General features: G+C 54.6%; 16 protein-coding genes. 6 read left to right on the top strand and 10 right to left on the bottom strand.

Annotated features, from left to right (window positions below; all coding sequences use genetic code 11):
• Window positions 1–50 precede the first annotated feature (50 nt).
• From nagE to chiQ, 4 genes are all read left to right on the top strand, one after another.
• The gene (gene nagE, locus OGX93_RS06145) at window positions 51–2,000 is read left to right on the top strand and encodes a PTS N-acetyl glucosamine transporter subunit IIABC (protein WP_071259749.1); all 1,950 of its coding nucleotides are present in this window, start codon (window positions 51–53) and stop codon (window positions 1,998–2,000) included.
• A gap of 404 nt (window positions 2,001–2,404) precedes the next feature.
• On the top strand, window positions 2,405–4,072 hold the full coding sequence (gene glnS, locus OGX93_RS06140; RefSeq protein ID WP_286449694.1) for a glutamine--tRNA ligase: 1,668 nt from the start codon (window positions 2,405–2,407) through the stop codon (window positions 4,070–4,072).
• A gap of 443 nt (window positions 4,073–4,515) precedes the next feature.
• Window positions 4,516–5,922, top strand: coding sequence for a chitoporin ChiP (gene chiP, locus OGX93_RS06135; RefSeq protein ID WP_012133319.1), 1,407 nt, complete (start codon window positions 4,516–4,518; stop codon window positions 5,920–5,922).
• A gap of 49 nt (window positions 5,923–5,971) precedes the next feature.
• Complete coding sequence (chiQ, locus tag OGX93_RS06130) at window positions 5,972–6,304, top strand: ChiQ/YbfN family lipoprotein (RefSeq protein WP_286449696.1); 333 nt, start codon at window positions 5,972–5,974, stop codon at window positions 6,302–6,304.
• Window positions 6,305–6,427: 123 nt separating this feature from the next.
• On the opposite strand, the gene fur is transcribed toward chiQ, so the two are convergent.
• From fur to ybfF, 4 genes are all read right to left on the bottom strand, one after another.
• Entirely contained in the window at window positions 6,428–6,874 is a 447-nt protein-coding gene (fur, locus tag OGX93_RS06125) for a ferric iron uptake transcriptional regulator (RefSeq protein WP_007373881.1), read from the bottom strand.
• 289 nt (window positions 6,875–7,163) lie between these two features.
• The gene (gene fldA / locus OGX93_RS06120) at window positions 7,164–7,694 is read right to left on the bottom strand and encodes a flavodoxin FldA (protein ID WP_047458152.1); all 531 of its coding nucleotides are present in this window, start codon (window positions 7,692–7,694) and stop codon (window positions 7,164–7,166) included.
• A 150-nt stretch (window positions 7,695–7,844) separates the two neighbouring features.
• On the bottom strand, window positions 7,845–8,138 hold the full coding sequence (gene ybfE, locus OGX93_RS06115; RefSeq protein ID WP_012133315.1) for a LexA regulated protein: 294 nt from the start codon (window positions 8,136–8,138) through the stop codon (window positions 7,845–7,847).
• A gap of 128 nt (window positions 8,139–8,266) precedes the next feature.
• Complete coding sequence (gene ybfF, locus OGX93_RS06110) at window positions 8,267–9,040, bottom strand: esterase (RefSeq protein ID WP_049009846.1); 774 nt, start codon at window positions 9,038–9,040, stop codon at window positions 8,267–8,269.
• A 197-nt stretch (window positions 9,041–9,237) separates the two neighbouring features.
• Here ybfF and seqA point away from each other — a divergent pair, with 197 nt between their 5' ends.
• Window positions 9,238–9,783 carry a replication initiation negative regulator SeqA gene (gene seqA / locus OGX93_RS06105; protein WP_071259742.1) on the top strand — a complete coding sequence of 182 codons (546 nt, stop codon included), beginning with the start codon at window positions 9,238–9,240 and terminating at the stop codon, window positions 9,781–9,783.
• A 24-nt stretch (window positions 9,784–9,807) separates the two neighbouring features.
• Entirely contained in the window at window positions 9,808–11,448 is a 1,641-nt protein-coding gene (gene pgm / locus OGX93_RS06100; protein ID WP_012133312.1) for a phosphoglucomutase (alpha-D-glucose-1,6-bisphosphate-dependent), read from the top strand.
• An 89-nt stretch (window positions 11,449–11,537) separates the two neighbouring features.
• On the opposite strand, the gene potE is transcribed toward pgm, so the two are convergent.
• The 6 genes from potE to kdpC form a co-directional block, all read right to left on the bottom strand.
• Window positions 11,538–12,857 carry a putrescine-ornithine antiporter gene (gene potE / locus OGX93_RS06095; protein ID WP_012133311.1) on the bottom strand — a complete coding sequence of 440 codons (1,320 nt, stop codon included), beginning with the start codon at window positions 12,855–12,857 and terminating at the stop codon, window positions 11,538–11,540.
• Window positions 12,854–15,052 (bottom strand): ornithine decarboxylase SpeF, encoded by a 2,199-nt coding sequence (gene speF / locus OGX93_RS06090; protein WP_024130539.1) that lies wholly within the window; start codon window positions 15,050–15,052, stop codon window positions 12,854–12,856. Before speF ends, potE begins: the two co-directional genes overlap by 4 nt.
• A 256-nt stretch (window positions 15,053–15,308) precedes the next feature.
• Window positions 15,309–15,413, bottom strand: coding sequence for a leader peptide SpeFL (gene speFL, locus OGX93_RS06085; RefSeq protein WP_114149115.1), 105 nt, complete (start codon window positions 15,411–15,413; stop codon window positions 15,309–15,311).
• 278 nt (window positions 15,414–15,691) lie between these two features.
• Window positions 15,692–16,369, bottom strand: coding sequence for a two-component system response regulator KdpE (gene kdpE / locus OGX93_RS06080; protein ID WP_286449697.1), 678 nt, complete (start codon window positions 16,367–16,369; stop codon window positions 15,692–15,694).
• Window positions 16,366–19,053 carry a two-component system sensor histidine kinase KdpD gene (kdpD, locus tag OGX93_RS06075; RefSeq protein ID WP_058668770.1) on the bottom strand — a complete coding sequence of 896 codons (2,688 nt, stop codon included), beginning with the start codon at window positions 19,051–19,053 and terminating at the stop codon, window positions 16,366–16,368. Before kdpD ends, kdpE begins: the two co-directional genes overlap by 4 nt.
• A complete protein-coding gene (gene kdpC / locus OGX93_RS06070; RefSeq protein ID WP_101743884.1) occupies window positions 19,053–19,619 on the bottom strand; it encodes a potassium-transporting ATPase subunit KdpC in 567 nt (188 codons plus the stop codon). Before kdpC ends, kdpD begins: the two co-directional genes overlap by 1 nt.
• Between the last annotated feature and the right edge of the window lie 5 nt (window positions 19,620–19,624).

The raw sequence follows: 19,624 nt of genomic DNA, 5'->3' as shown, positions 1-19,624 counted from the left end.
TAAAAAAATGGCTTCCAGAAGCCTAATCGGGGTCTCGTAGGGGGAATAAGATGAATATTTTAGGTTTTTTCCAGCGACTGGGTAGGGCGTTACAGCTCCCTATCGCAGTGCTGCCGGTGGCGGCACTGTTGCTGCGATTCGGTCAACCAGATTTACTGAATGTCGCCTTTATCGCGCAGGCGGGCGGGGCGATCTTCGATAACCTCGCACTGATCTTCGCCATCGGTGTGGCATCCAGCTGGTCTAAGGACAGCGCGGGTGCAGCAGCGCTGGCGGGTGCGGTCGGGTACTTCGTCCTGACCAAAGCGATGGTGACGATTAACCCGGAAATCAACATGGGCGTCCTGGCGGGTATCATTACCGGTCTGGTGGGCGGCGCCGTTTATAACCGTTGGTCCGGTATCAAACTTCCTGATTTCCTGAGCTTCTTTGGCGGCAAACGTTTTGTGCCGATCGCCACGGGCTTCTTCTGTCTGGTGCTGGCGGCGATTTTCGGTTACGTCTGGCCTCCGGTTCAGCACGCTATTCATTCGGGCGGTGAATGGATCGTCGGCGCGGGCGCGCTGGGTTCCGGTATCTTCGGTTTCATCAACCGTCTGTTGATCCCGACAGGTCTGCATCAGGTGCTGAACACCATCGCCTGGTTCCAGATTGGCGAGTTCACTAACACGGCAGGTACGGTATTCCACGGCGACATCAACCGCTTCTACGCGGGTGACGGCACGGCGGGGATGTTCATGTCCGGCTTCTTCCCGATCATGATGTTCGGTCTGCCGGGTGCGGCGCTGGCGATGTACTTCGCTGCGCCGAAAGCGCGTCGTCCAATGGTTGGCGGTATGCTGCTGTCCGTTGCGATCACCGCGTTCCTGACCGGTGTTACTGAGCCGCTGGAATTCCTGTTCATGTTCCTGGCGCCGTTGCTGTACCTCCTGCACGCAGTATTGACCGGTATCAGCCTGTTCATCGCGACGCTGCTGGGTATTCATGCGGGCTTCTCCTTCTCCGCAGGCGCAATTGACTACGTGTTGATGTATAGCCTGCCTGCGGCCAGCAAAAACGTCTGGATGCTGCTGGTGATGGGCGCGGTCTTCTTCGTCATCTACTTCCTGCTGTTCAGCGCGGTAATTCGCGTGTTCAACCTGAAAACGCCAGGTCGTGAAGATAAAGACGACGATATCGTGACTGACGAAGCGAACAGCAACACTGAAGAAGGTATGACCCAACTGGCGACCAACTACATTGCTGCGGTTGGCGGTACGGATAACCTGAAAGCGATCGATGCCTGCATCACCCGTCTGCGTCTGACCGTTGCCGACGCGGCTCGCGTGAGCGATGCGATGTGTAAACGTCTTGGTGCGTCCGGCGTGGTGAAACTGAACAAACAGACCATCCAGGTTATCGTCGGCGCGAAAGCGGAATCTATCGGCGACGAAATGAAGAAAGTGGTGGCGCGTGGCCCGGTTGCGGCAGCGTCTGCTGACAGCGCGCCAGTGACTGCGGCGCCGGCGGCAAAACCGCAGGCGGTTCCTAATGCGGTGACTATCGCGACGCTGGTTTCTCCAGTCACGGGTGACGTGGTTGCGCTGGAACAGGTTCCTGACGAAGCGTTCGCCAGCAAAGCGGTTGGCGACGGCGTGGCGGTGAAACCAACGGATAAAACCGTTGTTTCTCCGGCGGCAGGCACCATTGTGAAAATCTTCAACACCAATCATGCGTTCTGCCTGGAAACCGAAAAAGGCGCGGAAATCGTTGTCCACATGGGGATCGATACCGTTGCGCTGAACGGTCAGGGCTTCAAACGCCTGGTGGAAGAGGGTGCCGAAGTGGTTGCCGGTCAGCCGATCCTGGAAATGGATCTGGAGTTCCTGAACGCCAATGCGCGCTCGATGATTAGCCCGGTGGTTTGCAGCAACATTGACGATTTCAGCGGTCTGGTGATTAAAGCTGAAGGTCAGGTGGTTGCGGGTCAAACGCCACTGTATGAGATTAAAGGCAAATAATCGCTCCTGAGTAGAGTTTGTGCCTGAGCGGCGGGGGGAAACCTCCGCCGCTTTTTTTGCAGCCTGTAGGCCGGATAAGGTATAGCCGCTATCCGGCAAATGCGCCTGATGGCGCTGCGCTTATCAGGCCTACGGTTCGATGCAGTTTGTAGGCCGGATAAGGTATAGCCGCTATCCGGTAAATGTGCCTGATGGCGCTGCGCTTATCAGGCCTACGGTTCGACGCAGTTTGTAGGCCGGATAAGGCGTAGCCGTCATCCGGCAAAGCGCCGTCGCTTTTTTTTACAGCAATCAGCCCCCATATTTTCTTCAAAGCCACTTTTTAAGTAACTAAAGGTTGTCAGTCTGTCCGGCTTATAAGATCATATGCCGTTATACGTTGTTTACGCTTTGAGGAATCCACGATGAGTGAGGCTGAAGCCCGCCCGACTAACTTTATTCGTCAGATCATCGATGAAGATCTGGCCAGTGGTAAGCACACCACAATCCACACCCGTTTTCCGCCGGAGCCGAATGGCTATCTGCACATCGGCCACGCGAAATCCATTTGTCTGAACTTTGGCATCGCGCAAGATTATCAGGGTCTGTGCAACCTGCGTTTCGATGATACCAACCCGGTAAAAGAAGATATCGAGTACGTTGATTCGATCAAAAACGACGTCGAGTGGTTAGGTTTTCACTGGGCTGGCAACGTTTGCTACTCCTCAGATTACTTCGATCAGCTGCATGCGTATGCGGTTGAGCTGATCACCAAAGGTCTGGCGTACGTCGATGAGCTGACGCCGGATCAGATCCGCGAATATCGCGGTACGCTGAAAGAGCCGGGTAAAAACAGCCCGTTCCGCGATCGCAGCGTGGAAGAGAACCTGGCGCTGTTTGAAAAAATGCGTACCGGTGGTTTTGAAGAAGGTAAAGCGTGCCTGCGCGCCAAGATTGATATGGCGTCGCCGTTTATCGTGATGCGCGATCCGGTGCTGTACCGCATTAAATTTGCCGAACACCACCAGACCGGCAACAAGTGGTGCATCTACCCGATGTACGACTTTACCCACTGCATCAGCGATGCGCTGGAAGGCATTACGCACTCTCTGTGTACGCTGGAATTCCAGGACAACCGTCGTCTGTACGACTGGGTGCTGGACAACATCACCATCCCGGTTCACCCGCGTCAGTACGAATTCTCGCGCCTGAATCTGGAATACACCGTGATGTCCAAGCGTAAGCTGAACCTGCTGGTGACGGACAAACACGTTGAAGGCTGGGACGATCCGCGTATGCCGACCATTTCTGGCCTGCGTCGTCGTGGCTATACCGCGGCCTCCATCCGTGAATTCTGCAAACGCATCGGCGTTACCAAGCAGGACAACACCATTGAGATGGCGTCGCTGGAGTCCTGCATTCGTGAAGATCTGAACGAAAATGCACCGCGCGCGATGGCGGTTATCGATCCGGTGAAACTGGTTATCGAAAACTACCCGCAGGGCGAAAGCGAAATGGTCACCATGCCGAACCATCCGAACAAACCGGAAATGGGCAGCCGTGGAGTACCGTTTAGCGGTGAGATCTGGATCGATCGTGCTGACTTCCGCGAAGAAGCGAACAAGCAGTACAAGCGTCTGGTGATGGGGAAAGAAGTGCGTCTGCGTAACGCCTATGTGGTGAAAGCTGAGCGCGTGGAGAAGGATGCGGAAGGCAATATCACCACCATCTTCTGTACCTATGATGCGGACACCCTGAGCAAAGATCCGGCCGATGGCCGTAAAGTGAAGGGCGTCATTCACTGGGTAAGCGCGGCACACGCGCTGCCGGTTGAAATTCGTCTGTACGATCGTCTGTTCAGCGTGCCGAACCCGGGCGCCGCAGAGGACTTCCTGTCCGTGATCAACCCTGAATCGCTGGTAATTAAGCAGGGTTACGCGGAACCGTCGTTGCAGAACGCCGTAGCGGGTAAAGCGTATCAGTTTGAGCGTGAAGGCTACTTCTGCCTGGACAGCCGCTACACAACGGCGGATAAACGCGTGTTTAACCGTACCGTAGGTCTGCGCGATACGTGGGCTAAAGCGGGCGAGTAAAGCCACCGCATCACATCACCTTCCAACGCCGCATTTTGCGGCGTTTTTTTATCCTTTCCATTTTGTCATCCCACTCTCTGTTTGCAGAGCGAATTAATGCCGCCAGGAAAATAATTTCGCAACAAAATAGTTTTGGCATAGTGAATTTATGGAATGAATATCATTTCATGTGAAACCGATTTCATGTGCATGGAAAACAAGACAATTTTAACTTTTGTTCATCTTTTTTAGCGCCTGATGAAAATGTAACAGAAAGCAATGAAATATGTGCGGTTGCTCATACTCTTACATTCTCGTTACAGAAAGAGATTGATAATTCGCGTCGCGAAAAATAGTCTATTCACTGTAGTCTGCGAGGTTTTTCTCAACGCTACTTTTACATTTTTATTTTTCGCTGTCCGCTTTTGTTCGGCAGCATTTTATACGTCAAAGAGGATTAACACATGCGTACGTTTAGTGGCAAACGTAGTACGCTGGCGCTGGCTATCGCCGGTATCACAGCAATGTCAGGTTTGGTCGTCGTTCCACAGGCTCAGGCCGAAGGCTTTATTGACGATTCCACGTTAACAGGCGGCATCTATTACTGGCAGCGTGAGCGTGACCGTAAAGATGTCACCGACGACGACAAATATAAAACCAACCTTTCACACGCTACCTGGAACGCCAATCTGGATTTCCAGTCTGGTTATGCGGCTGATATGTTCGGTCTGGATATCGCGGCATTTACCGCGATAGAAATGGCGGAAAACGGCGACAGCGGACACCCCAACGAAATCGCCTTCTCGAAAAAGAATAAAGGTTACGATGAAGATTATTCTGGCGATAAGAGCGGGATCAGCCTCTATAAAGCCGCGGCAAAATTTAAGTACGGGCCAACCTGGGCGCGTGCGGGGTATATCCAGCCGACCGGTCAGACGCTGTTAGCGCCGCACTGGAGCTTTATGCCGGGTACTTATCAGGGCGCGGAAGCCGGAGCGAATTTTGACTACGGTGATGCGGGCGCGCTGAGTTTCTCCTATATGTGGGCCAACCAATATAAAGCGCCGTGGCACACCGATGTTGATAAATTCTATCAGGCCGATAAAAAGACCAAAGTGGATTACCTCCACTCTATCGGCGCTAAATACGATTTCAAAAATGACCTCGTGCTGGAAGCGGCATTTGGTCAGTCAGAAGGGTATGTCGACCAGTATTTTGCCAAAGCCAGCTACAAATTTGATTTGGGCGGCAACCCGTTCACCACCAGCTATCAGTTCTATGGTGCGCGCGACAAAGTTGATGATCGCAGCGTAAACGATATTTATGACGGCACCGCCTGGTTGCAGGCGCTGACTTTCGGTTACAAAGTGGCCGAAGTCGTCGATTTGCGCCTGGAAGGGACCTGGGTTAAGGCGGACGGTCAACAAGGTTACTTCCTGCAACGTATGACGCCAACTTACGCATCCTCAAACGGTCGTCTGGATATCTGGTGGGATAACCGCTCAGACTTTAACGCCAACGGCGAAAAAGCCGTCTTCTTCGGTGCGATGTACGATCTGAAAAACTGGAACCTGCCGGGCTGGGCAGTGGGGGCGTCATACGTTTACGCCTGGGACGCGAAGCCATCAACCTGGCAGATTACCCCGGATGCGTACTATGACAAAAACCGTACCATTGAAGAGTCTTCTTACAGCCTTGATGCGGTCTACACCCTACAGGAAGGCCGTGCCAAAGGCACCATGTTTAAACTGCACTTCACGGAATATGACAACCACTCCAACATCCCAAGCTGGGGCGGCGGTTACGGCAACATCTTCCAGGATGAACGTGACGTGAAGTTCATGGTTATCGCTCCGTTCACTATTTTCTGATGCCCGTTGCGGCAGGCGATTTGTCTGCCGCAACGTTGAGGACACTGATATGAAAAAACTGTTACTCATCGCCATGATGGCATCGGGACTGGTGGCCTGCGCGCAGCCAACCGCGCCCAAAGAAGACAGTCAGTTAAAAGAGGCGTACAGCGCCTGCATCAATACGGCGCAAGGTTCGCCAGAGAAAATCGAGGCCTGTCAGAGTGTACTGAACGTGCTGAAGAAAGATGACCAGCACAAGCAGTTTGCTACAGAAGAGAGCGTGCGCGTACTGGATTACCAGCAGTGCATTCAGGCTACGCGTACGGGGAACGATCAGGCGGTGACCGCCGATTGCGACAAAATCTGGCAGGAAATTCGCAGTAAAAGTAGCGCCAAATAAAAGCAGGGCGGGTTAATGGCGGGCGGAGAGAACTCTCCGCCCGTTTGCGTTTTTTAAGGCCGCTACCGGGTCGGAGGCATAAAAAAAGCCAACCGGTCGGTTGGCTTTTTAGCAGGTTTCACATTACTTCGCGTCGTGCGCGTGCTCGTCTTCCCGGCAATCGCCTTCAGCGCAGTGCCCGTAGAGATAGAGGCTGTGGTTCGTCAAACGAATGCCATGCTTAGCCGCAATCTCACGCTGGCGCGCTTCGATAGAATCATCACTGAATTCGATCACTTTGCCACAATCGAGGCAAATAAGGTGATCGTGATGATGCTGTTGGGTCAGCTCAAAAACGGATTTACCGCCTTCAAAATTGTGGCGGGTTACGATACCGGCGTCATCAAACTGGTTCAGCACGCGGTACACGGTCGCCAGCCCAATCTCTTCACCCATGTCGATCAGACGTTTATATAAATCTTCCGCACTGACGTGATGGTTATCCGGTTCCTGAAGAACTTCCAGAATTTTTAAACGAGGAAGCGTTACTTTCAGGCCAGCCTTCTTTAATGCGGTATTGTTGTCAGTCATGCGGAATCTGTCCTGTTGCTAAACGATTCACTTCAAACAAAGAAGTGACAGAAATTGCACTTGAGATAATGCGTTTCATTATAGAACTGCCACGCCTAAATGAAAACTGCAAGCCTCCGGCAAATATTGTTAATAAAAACGAGGTATCGCCAACAAACACACTGTGCAATACCAGAATAACACCCGGACATTGTACAGGGTCAGGCAAGAAAGTTACAAATTTGTAGCAATTATTTTAATTGGTTTTATCTATTGATGCGACGCAGATGCTTTTCTGCGCCGCACAAAATCAGGCGTTAATGATTTCGTCGAGGTGCAGTTCGCCGGAAATCTGTTTAACCCATTTTTCAACGCGCTCTGCGGTCAGTTCAGGCTGACGGTCTTCGTCGATAGCCAGACCAACAAAGTGATCGTCGTCAGCCAGACCTTTGGACGCTTCAAAATGGTAGCCCGCCGTTGGCCAGTGGCCGACGATGGTCGCGCCGCGCGGCTCAATGATGTCGCGGATGGTGCCTAACGCGTCGCAGAAATATTCTGCGTAATCTTCCTGGTCGCCGCAGCCGAACAGCGCCACCAGTTTACCGTTAAAATCAATCTCTTCGAGAGTCGGGAAGAAGTCATCCCAGTCACATTGCGCTTCACCGTAGTACCAGGTCGGGATGCCCAGCAGCAGGATGTCGTACCCTTCCAGGTCCTCTTTGCTGCTTTTCGCAATGTCATGCACATCGGCAACGTCTTTACCAAGCTGTTTTTGAATCATTTTTGCGATATTTTCGGTATTACCGGTGTCGCTGCCGAAAAAGATGCCAGTGATTGCCATGAGTAAAATAACCTCTTGAAACTTATTGAAATGGTGGTGGCGTATTGCCCGCAGATAAGGGCAATCATAGCAGAACAGTCAGGCATGCGGAAACAGCAATCACGCGGGACTGCACTCTGTGCTACATGATTTATGATATTGAGCAGTTTTTCAGACTACGCCCTGGCCGCGCAGCGCTGCCAGTTGAGTCATCAGCATCTCTTCGATGAGTTCGCTACGGCTCATATTGCGGGATTCGGCCAGCTCGTTCAGCGCATCGACAGCCTCAGCGTTGAGTTTCAGTTCGACACGCTTAAGGCCACGTACTTTGTCGCGTTTTAGCTGGTTACGCTTATTAATGCGCAGCTGTTCATCACGCGAAAGCGGATTGGTTTTGGGTCGTCCCGGGCGACGCTCGTGTGCGAACAGATCTAATGTCGTACGGTCCGTTTGTTCTTTGGCCATGATTTTGGTGACTTCGGGGAAACAATCAGCCAGGCGTCTGCCCGGATGGATAGCGCGCCATCATACATCAGCAAGGCAGACACGCCAACGCCCGCGGACGTAATCGCGCGCGGACGCTGAGTTTTTAATCAGTTGGCCTTATCTGCCAGATAGCGACGAATGGCGCGCAGCACCGCATCGGGTTTTTCCGCGTGAACCCAGTGGCCCGCTCCGGCGATGACGTGCGCCCGCGCCTGAGGGAACTGCGCCAGCAGATCGTGACGATATGCTTCGGTCACATAAGGCGAGTTGCCGCCGGGGATAAACAACGCCGGGCGATCCCAGGCTGGAATAGTCTCCCAGCCCACAATATGTGGATACTGTTCCCACAACACCGGTACGTTAAAGCGCCATTCGCCGTCGATAAACGATTTCAGCAGAAACTGGATGACGCCTTCTTCTTGCAGGTGTTGACGCATAACGGTGGCGGCCTGTTGACGGGTTTCGGCGCCCGCGTCGGTGACGGCATTGATGGCGGCGAAGATTTCATCGTGGCGGCGAACGTGGTAATCGACCGGCGCGATGTCGATCGCGACCAACTGGTCAATACGCTCCGGCGCCAGCGCGGTGAGCGCCATTACCGCTTTACCGCCCATAGAGTGGCCGATAAAGGTGGCTTTCTCAATGCCTTCGGCATCGATGGTATCCAGTAAATCTTGCGCCATCGCCGGGTAGTCCATCACCGGATCGCGAGGGGAGAGACCGTGGTTGCGCATATCAACCTGAATGATATCGTGATCGGTCACCAGGTCGCGCGCCAGCACGCCGAGGTTGTCCAGGCTGCCAAACAAACCGTGAACGAGGACGATGGGAGAATTATTGTGCAGGTTTTGTGCAGTTTGCGCTCGGATATTCAATTTCATGGCAAAGTTCTTTTTTTCGCTCTGTCGGGTTAGGGTATTATGTTGACTATTCTGCCACAGGGCTGCAACAACTACGGTTTACTCCGAGTTTTTCCGTCAGCCAGGTTTGACGCTATCCGCTGTTGGAATTTGCCTTTACACTACGTGCAGGTAATCCCAACGACTTGTATTCAGATAAGACACCGCACTGGATTAAGATGAAAACGATTGAAGTTGATGATGAACTCTATAGCTATATTGCCAGCCACACCAAGCATATTGGCGAGAGCGCATCCGACATTTTACGGCGCATGTTGAAGTTTTCCGCCGTATCACAGCCTGTCACTCCGGCGGCGAAAGAGGTTCGCATCGCGCAACCTGCTATCGTGGAAGCGAAGCCCGTCAACCCCGTAAAAGATAAAGTCCGCGCCATGCGTGAACTGCTGCTTTCCGACGAGTACGCGGAGCAGAAGAAAGCGGTAAACCGCTTCATGCTGGTGCTGTCTACACTCTACTCACTGGATAATCGCGCGTTTGCCGAAGCGACGGAGTCGTTGCATGGCCGTACGCGCGTCTATTTTGCGGCTGATGAACAAACGCTGCTGAAAAATGGTAATCAAACTAAACCGAAACATGTGCCCGGCACTCCGTATTGGGTGATTACCAACACCAACACCGGCCGTAAATGCAGCATGGTTGAACACATCATGCAGTCAATGCAATTCCCGGCGGAATTGATTGAGAAGGTTTGCGGAACAATTTAATCCTTGCATTAAAAGGACCAGGCAATGGCAATCCACAACCGTGCAGGTCAACCTGCGCAACAGAGTGATTTGATTAACGTCGCCCAACTGACGGCACAGTACTATGTACTGAAACCCGAAGCAGGGAATGCAGAGCACGCCGTGAAGTTCGGTACGTCCGGGCATCGCGGTAGCGCAGGTCGTCATAGTTTTAACGAGCCGCACATCCTGGCGATCGCCCAGGCGATTGCGGAAGAGCGTGCAAAAAACGGTATCACTGGTCCTTGTTATGTGGGCAAAGATACCCACGCGCTGTCTGAACCGGCATTTATCTCTGTACTGGAAGTGCTGGCGGCGAACGGTGTTGATGTCATCGTGCAGGAAAACAATGGCTTCACGCCAACGCCTGCCGTTTCTAACGCTATCCTGGTTCACAATAAAAAAGGCGGCCCGCTGGCTGATGGCATCGTGATCACGCCATCTCACAACCCACCGGAAGACGGCGGTATTAAGTACAACCCGCCAAACGGCGGCCCGGCGGATACCAACGTCACCAAAGTGGTGGAAGACAGGGCCAACGCGCTGTTGGCTGACGGTCTGAAGGGCGTGAAGCGTATCTCTCTGGATGCGGCGATGGCCTCAGGCCACGTTAAAGAGCAGGATCTGGTGCAGCCGTTCGTTGAAGGGCTGGCGGATATCGTCGATATGGCGGCGATTCAGAAAGCGGGCCTGACGCTGGGCGTCGATCCGCTGGGCGGTTCCGGTATCGAATACTGGAAGCGTATTGCTAAGCACTACAACCTGAACCTGACTATCGTTAACGATCACGTTGACCAGACGTTCCGCTTTATGCATCTCGACAAAGACGGTGCAATCCGTATGGACTGTTCCTCCGAGTGCGCGATGGCGGGTCTGCTGGCGCTGCGTGATAAGTTCGATCTGGCGTTCGCCAACGACCCGGACTATGACCGCCACGGCATCGTGACTCCGGCAGGGCTGATGAACCCGAACCACTATCTGGCGGTAGCGATCAACTATCTGTTCCAGCACCGTCCGCAGTGGGGCAAAGAGGTGGCGGTCGGTAAAACGCTGGTTTCCTCTGCGATGATCGACCGCGTGGTGAACGATTTGGGGCGTAAACTGGTGGAAGTGCCGGTCGGCTTTAAATGGTTCGTTGACGGTCTGTTCGACGGCAGCTTCGGCTTCGGCGGCGAAGAGAGCGCCGGGGCGTCTTTCCTGCGTTTCGACGGCACGCCGTGGTCTACCGATAAAGACGGCATCATCATGTGCCTGCTGGCGGCGGAAATCACGGCCGTCACCGGGAAAAACCCGCAGGAGCACTACAACGAGCTGGCGGCTCGCTTTGGCGCGCCGAGCTATAACCGTTTGCAGGCAAGCGCAACGTCTGCGCAGAAAGCCGCGTTGTCTAAGCTCTCTCCAGAAATGGTGAGCGCCAGCACGCTGGCGGGCGATCCGATCACCGCGCGTCTTACGGCGGCGCCGGGTAACGGCGCGTCGATTGGCGGCCTGAAAGTGATGACCGACAACGGCTGGTTCGCCGCGCGGCCTTCTGGTACGGAAGACGCTTATAAGATTTATTGCGAAAGCTTCCTCGGCGAGGAACACCGCAAGCAGATCGAAAAAGAAGCGGTTGAGATTGTCAGCGAAGTGCTGAAAAACGCGTAAGTGCGGTTTGTGTGCCGGGCGGTACTGCATTTGCCCGGCTACAACAACGATCGTAGGCCCGGTAAGCGTTAGCGCCACCGGGCTTTTTTTTAGCCGTGTTTGTTTTTCAGCTCAAAGCGCGGCGATACCAGTCCATACAGCGTCCAGCCGAGGAAGGTCACGATGGAGCCGTACAGCATCGCTTCTTCACCGGAGGAATACAGCGCATAGAAGCTGTACAGCGCGCCGATGAATGCCACGAAGTTCGCCGTTTTGGCTTTTGACGACGGAACATTTGCCACTTTCTGAATGATCACCAGCGCGGCCATCGACAGAATGTACGGGATAATGTTTGTTACCACCGCCAGGTTAACCAGCACGTTGAACTGGCTGTTCAGCGATGGGCTGATGGTCATCAGCGATAATCCGCTCTGGATAATCACGATGGTCAGCATCCCCTGAACCGGCGCATCCACTTTCGTTACGCGAGAGAAGATTTTCGGGAAATAACCTTCATCCGCCGAGGATTTGAAGACCTGGGCGATAGTGAACTGCCAGCCCAGCAGCGAACCGCAGCAGGACATCACCATCAACGCCATGATCACTTTACCGACTTCCGGGGTAAACATCTGTGCGAACGCCAGACCGAACGGCGCGGTGGAGTTGGCCAGATCCATGTTTGGTACGATCCCGGCAATCACGTTGGTGGAGATGATGTAAATCACCGCCGCGCCCAGCGTACCGCCTAATACCGCAATCGGTACGTTACGCTCCGGGTTTTCCACCACTTCGGCGTTGGCACAGGCAGATTCCAGACCGAGGAAGGCCCACAGCGTCATCGCAATAGAAGAACCGACGGCGGTGAAGAACGGTACGTGATGCGGGTTCCAGGAGTTGGCGTACAGCGTCGGGCTAAACCAGAACCAGCCGATGATGCACAAACCGACAACCGGAATAATCACGCCCCAGACGGTGATACTGCTGATTTGCCCGGTAATGCGCGCGCCGCCGAAGTTGGCGACGGTGCACAGCCACAGCACGCCGATGGTCGCCAGACCGATCTGCACCGGTGACAGCGTGGCGCCGAACAGCTCGGTGCCGTAGCCGACGGCGGAGATGGCGATAGCGACGTTGGCAATCAGCAGCGAAACGCCATAGGTGTAGTTCGCCATAAAGTTGCCGGACTTACCAAAGGCATACTCCGCGTAGCCGCCCATGCCGCCGGATTTACGGCTGAACATCCCGCATTTGGCGAAAGCCCATGCCAGCGCCATTGAACCAACGGCAGTCACCAGCCACGAGATGATCGAGATGGTGCCGACCTCCGCAAGTTTGGTGGGCAGCATGATAATCCCGGAGCCCATCATATTGACCATTGTCAGGATGGTGAGCTGAACGACGCCCATTTTATTGGATTTGGCTTTACTCATAATTTTTCCCCTTTCAGCAGGGTGTTCTGTGCTTCGCGCGGTTTAATGACGTAGCACCACACCTGTTTACGGCCGTCGTGTTCTTCGATGTAAACGCCCTGTAGTTCAGGCGCAAAGCCCGGCAGCAGGTTGATCCCTTCTTCCAGCGCGCTGAAATAACGCAGCACCGCACCGCCCCAGATTTCACCCGGAACAACGCACAAAACCCCTGGCGGATACGGAAGCGCGCCTTCTGCCGCGATCCGTCCTTCCGCGTCCGGCAGGCGAACCAGTTCGACTTCACCGCGCAGATAGGCGTAGTTGGCGTCCTGCGGGTTCATGCTGACGCGTGGGAAATGGGATTTACGGAACATCTCTTTTTGCAGCTGTTTCACGTTATGGCGTGCGTACAGATCGTGCATCTCCTGGCACAGCTGACGCAGGGTGTAGCCGGCATAACGCGCTTCATGTTGCTTATAAATTGACGGCAGAACGTCAGCCAGCGGCGCATCGGCTTCCAGCAGTTTCTCAAAGCGCACCAGCAGGGCGACGAGTTGCTGCAATTTCGCCATGTCTTCCGCTGGCGTCAGCAGGAACAGGATCGAGTTGAGATCGCATTTTTCCGGCACCACGCCGTTTTCACGCAGGAAGTTGGCAAGGATGGTCGCCGGAACGCCAAAGGTGTCGTATTCGCCGTTGCGCGCATTGATGCCCGGCGTCGTGAGCAGCAGTTTGCACGGATCAACAAAGTACTGGTGTTCGGCGTAGCCTTCGAAGGCATGCCAGTGTTCGCCCGGCACAAAGTGGAAGAAGCGCAGGTCGTTTGCGATCTCCGCCGTGGGGTAAGACTGCCACGGTTTACCGTCGATCAGTTCCGGCACAAACGGACGGATGTGATGGCAGTTATCAAGGATCAGCTTGCGTGCATTGATGCCGTTCGCCACGCAGTCCATCCACATGTTACGGCCACCGACGCCTTCGTGCATTTTGGCGTTGATGTCCAGGGCGGCGAACAGCGGGTAGAACGGGCTGGTGGAGGCGTGCATCATGAACGCGTTATTCATACGTTTATGCGGCACATAGCGAGACTGACCTTTGATATGGCTGTCTTTCTTGTGGATCTGCGAGGTCTGGGAGAAACCGGCCTGCTGTTTGTGAACAGACTGCGTGACCAGGATACCCGGATCGTTCTCGTTCAGGTCCAGCAGCAACGGCGAGCAATCGGCCATCATCGGAATAAACTGCTCGTAGCCGACCCATGCGGAGTCAAACAGGATGTAGTCGCACAGATGACCAATCTTATCCACCACCTGACGGGCGTTATAGATGGTGCCGTCGTAGGTGCCTAACTGGATCACCGCCAGGCGGAACGGACGGGCGTCTTGCGCGCGTTGCGGCGCCACTTCGCTGACCAGTTCACGCAGATAGTCTTCTTCAAAGCAGTGGGCGTCGATCCCGCCGATGAAGCCGTACGGGTTGCGCGCGGTTTCCAGATAAACCGGCGTCGCGCCCGCCTGCAACAGCGCGCCGTGGTGGTTCGATTTGTGGTTATTACGATCGAACAGCACCAGATCGCCTGGGGTCAGCAGCGCGTTAAGTACCACTTTGTTTGACGATGAGGTGCCGTTCAGCACAAAGTAGGTTTTATCGGCGTTGAACACTTTCGCGGCGTGTTGTTGCGCGATGCACGGCGCACCTTCATGGATAAGCAGATCGCCCATCGCCACGTCGGCATTACACAAATCAGAGCGGAAAAGCGTTTCGCCAAAGTACTCAACAAACTGGTTCCCTGCGGGGTGACGGCGGAAGAATTCACCGCCCTGATGCCCCGGACAGTCAAATGCGCTGTTGCCCTGGTTTACGTAGTCCACCAGCGCCCGGAAGAACGGCGGGCGCAGTTGCGTTTCATAGTGGCTGGCAGCGGTCTCCAGTTGGCGGCCATAGAAGGCGTTACGGGCTTCATTATGTTCGAATACGCCCGAGATCCGCGGCAGATATTCTGCCGGAACGCGCTCTTCATTTTGTGTCGCGATAAACACGGGAATACCGTAGCCCGTCGCATCAATCTCATCGAGTTTACCTCGTTCAATATCATTGATGGATAACACGATAGCGGCAACATCAATGAAATTACTTTCATCAACATTAACGATACTGCGCTGTGTAGAAAAACAATCAGGGCAGGAACGACTGACGGCAATTTTTAATTCAGACATTTTCATCTCTTTATTTTCAGGTAATAGCAGGTCCTCAATTTCTCGAATGAGAAACTGATAGCTCCGGAAAAAAAGCAATACGACGCCACTGATAAATAAATCAGTAAATTGCTTTTTAGAAGATGCAATAAACCCTAACCTTTCCGGTCACAGGTAAAACAGGGTTATGCAGTGTGAGCACCACGAGATACAGGCGTTAGCCTGCGATACAAGGGGTCAGGAAGACCTGTATGCTGGAGTGCCCTTAGTCGAAAGACTAACGGGCATTAAAGAAATGAAAGTCGAAGCTGTTACGGTGAGCAAACATCATAATATGAGTTGTCCGCCTTATATGGGGCATTGTACGGCTATTATTTTCCATTTTGGTTACCTTTACTGGATAAGTGGAAGGTGAGGGTATTTTATCCAGGAAATGAGCCTGATCTGTGAAGAAGATCAATAAAAAACGATCATTTCTAAAATATTTAGTCGTTGTTTATGCATATCACACGATAAGATATCGTATTGTTGTTTATATGTTATGGGTTTGTATTTTTATATTTTTTAAGGAATGAGCTTACACTGCAAAATACATTATTTGCAGTGTGGTTAATGATAAAAATGATATTTAGGAATTAATTAAAAAAAATGAATAACCATTCATGGCATAAAACGATAACCGATTCCGGTTTCGGTAATGAAATGGCGGGGGCGGGCGGGATCTTTCTCCAGTTTCTGTCGCAGGTGACCCATATAAATACGCAAATAGTGACTGTGCTCGACGGCGTTCGGTCCCCAGACCTGGTTCAACAGCTGCCGCTGGGTGAGCACTTTGCCCGCATTATTCAGCAACACGGCCAGTAAGCGAAACTCAATCGGCGTCAGGTGAATTTCTTCTTCATCACGGTGGACAAGGTGTGCTGCTAAGTCCACTTTTATGCTGGAAAACTGCACGATGGGGTCAGGAGAAGGGCCGCTGGCGTGACGGCGCAGCGCCACGCGTAAGCGCGCCTGTAGTTCGCCAATGCCGAAGGGTTTACTCAGATAGTCATCGGCGCCCGCATCCAGCGCAGTGATTTTATCGCTCTCCTCGCTGCGAGCAGAAAGCACAATCACCGGAATTGCGCTCCATTGTCGCAGGTCGCGAATAAAATCGATGCCGTCGCCGTCAGGCAGGCCAAGATCAAGAATGATGAGATCGGGTTTCCGCGTGGCGGCTTCCAGCAACCCACGGCTTAGCGTCTCTGCTTCGTACACGCGCAGCCCGTCGCTTTCCAGCGCGTTGCGCAGAAAGCGACGAATAGCCTGTTCGTCTTCAACAATCAGAACGTTGGTCACATATCCTCATGAAAATCTTCAAGTTCAGGTGCAGTTTCCTGCGGGAGTGTAACACGGAAACAGGCTCCGCCCTGCGGGCGATTGTGGGCGGAAATCGTTCCACCGTGCACTTCAACAATCGCCTGGCAAATAGCCAGCCCCAGCCCAACGCCCGGTACGGCAGACTCTTTATTTCCCCGGGCAAATTTGTCGAAGATGCTTTTCTCCTGCCCGTCAGGAATGCCGGGGCCATTATCCCAGACGTCAAGCTGAAGATGTTCGTCTTCAACATGGGCATCAATGCCGATCTCTGCCTGTGAACCGGCGTATTTGACGGCGTTTTCCAGAAGGTTGATCAGTACCCGTTCAAACAGCGGGCCGTCAACGTGTACCAGCGTCAGCGGCGCTGGCAGCGACAGGTTAATGGGGTGGGATAGTCCCGGCTCCAGCATTTGTAGAGCGCTGCCGACAACCTCTTCCAGCGTCAGCCACTCTTTTTTAAGATTAAATCCACCGGACTGGATGCGCGCCATATCCAGCAGGTTATTCACCAGCCGGGTGGTGTTGAGAATGTGCTGGCGGATTTCGCTGGCCTGGCGCGCATGTGGCGACCCTTCACTTGCCAAATCCAGGGTTAAAATCTCCGCCTGACCAAACAGCACCGTCAGCGGCGTGCGCAAGTCGTGGGAGAGGGCGGCGAGCAGGGCATTGCGAATGCTCTCGCGCTCGCTGGCGAGTCGGGCCAGCTCTTCACTGGCGGTAAGCGTCAGACGCTCCAGCGCGCTGGCGACCAGCAAGGTGAATGTTTCCAGTAGCCGCTGTTGCTCCGGGATCATCAACTGACGAAGATTCCCCGGCTCGACCACCACCAGTCCATGCGTTTTATCGGCGCTTTTTAACGGTAAAATTTGATACGGCACGCCGGGCAGGGTATCCGTGCCCGCCCCGGCCGGCTGGCCTTTGTCAAAGCTCCACCGGGCGATGGCGTCATCCCACGGCGTTATGCCCTGCTGGTGGGTCAGCGGCGTCAGCGTGCCGTTTTCATCCGGCAATAACACCTGGCTGCGGGCCTGAAACGTGGAAGCGATAAACTGTTCGCTGGTGGCGGCGATATCCTGCCTGCTTCGCCCCACCGCCAGCGCTTTGGACATCTCGTACAGATGGCGCGTACGCTGTTCCCGATAGCGGGCAACCCGCGCCTGATAGCGCACGCCCGCCGTCAGGTTACCGATCACCAGCCCCACCGTCAGCATCACGGCGAAGGTCAACAGATACTGCACATCGGAAACGGCAAGCGTGCCGCGAGGAGCAATAAAAAAGAGATCGAAGCTGGCGACGTTAATAAAGGTTGCCACTACCGAAGGCCAGCGCCCATAAAACAGAGCGATAATCACCACGCCCAGCAGATACAGCATCACCAGGTTAGCGGCATCAAAGGCGACCATCCACTGTACGGCGATGACGGTGGTCACCGCGCAAAGAGCGATCGCGACCAGGCAGCCCTGTATCTGCACCCGCCACTTATCTTTGAAGGCACGGGTATCCGGTGTCTGATTCAACGGGCGAGTCGGGGGATCATCAAGGGCGACAACCACCTGATCGAGATCCGGCGCCTGTTTCGCCAGGCGATCGGCAAACGAATCTCTGCGCCACCAGCGTCGCGTTGCCGGACGCCCCAGCACAATTTTGCCGAGGTTATGTTCCCGGGCGTAACGCACAACCGCTTTTTCTTCGGCGGGATCGGAAAGCGTGGCGGTCTCTGCGCCCAGCTCCTGCGCCAGACGCAGGGCGCTCAAGATGGCGCGCCGCTGCTTTTCCGGCAGGCGATGCAGCGCCGGGGTTTCGACATACACCGCGTGCCAGACGCTGCCGAGGCGGGCAGCCAGCCGCGCGGCGGCACGCACCAGTTTTTCACTGCCGGTGTTGTGCCCGATGCACAGCAGAATGGCGTCGCGGGTATGCCACACTTTCTCTTCGCCCGGATGGCTCCGCCAGGCGCGCATTTGATCGTCCACCCGGTCGGCCGTGCGGCGCAGCGCCAGTTCACGCAGGGCGATCAAATTGCCTTTGCGAAAGAAGTGCTCAATGGCGCGTTCAGCCTGACCGGCAATGTACACCTTGCCCTCTTTCAGACGCGCTCGCAGATCGTCAGGCGGCAGGTCGACCAGAACCACCTCGTCGGCGGCATCGAAGAAAGGGTCTGGCACGGTTTCACGAACCTGAATGCCGGTCACGCCGCTGACCACATCGTTGAGGCTTTCCAGGTGCTGGACGTTGACGGTGGTAAAGACGTCAATACCCGCTTCCAGCAGCTCTTCAATATCCTGCCAGCGTTTGGGATGGCGCGAGCCTGGCGCATTGCTGTGCGCCAGTTCGTCCATGAGAATAAGCGCCGGGCGACGGGCCAGCGCCGCGTCGAGATCGAACTCGCTGAGATGGCGTCCGTGACGCGTCTGCCGTTTTAGCGGCAGGATGCTGAGGCCGTCCAGCAGCGCGGCGGTCTCTTTACGCCCGTGGGTTTCCACGACACCCGTCAAAATATCCAGCCCTTGCGCCCGCAGTCGCTGCGCCTCAGCCAGCATCGCCCAGGTTTTCCCGACGCCTGCGCAGGCGCCGAAGAAGATTTTCAGTTTTCCCCGGTGTGGTGCGGCGGTCTGTTCCAGCAGGCGATCGGGGTCAGGGCGTAGCGGTTCTTCATTAACCATCAGAGCTTATCCAGCGCTAAATTGAGTTCCACGATATTGACCACTGGCTGGCCGATAAAACTCACCAGCGGCTTTTGCGTATATTCTGCGACCAACTGCGTCACGGCTTCAACGCTGAGATTTCGCGCTTTGGCGACGCGCGGGATCTGCCACGCCGCCGCCGCTGGCGTCAGGTTATTGTCCAGCCCGCTGGCGGAGGCGGTGAGCAGTTCCACCGGAATCGTCGTGCTGGCGTCCGGGTTAGCGGCCCGCAGCGCCTTCACCCGCTGCTGCAACTGGTTATCCAGCTCCGGGTTGCTGACCGCCAGATTACTGCCGCCAGAAGCCATGGGATTATAGGGTATTTCCGCCGTTGCTGACGGGCGTCCCTGAAAATAGCCGTCGGCGGTAAAATTCTGCCCGATAAGCGCAGAGCCGCGCACGAGACTGCCATCAACAATCAGTGAGCCGTTAGCCTGATGCGGGAACCACCATTGCCCCAGCGCGGTGGTAAGCAGCGGGTAAATGCCGCCGGTTAGCAGCGTCAGAAACACCAGCGTTGATAATGCAGGACGTAATCCACTCATTATAA

The organism is Citrobacter sp. CK195 (assembly GCF_030333365.1).
GTDB classification, from domain to species: domain Bacteria; phylum Pseudomonadota; class Gammaproteobacteria; order Enterobacterales; family Enterobacteriaceae; genus Citrobacter_B; species Citrobacter_B koseri.
The sequence above is the reverse complement of the archived record's forward strand: the minus strand, read 5'-3'. Positions and strand labels throughout refer to the sequence as shown.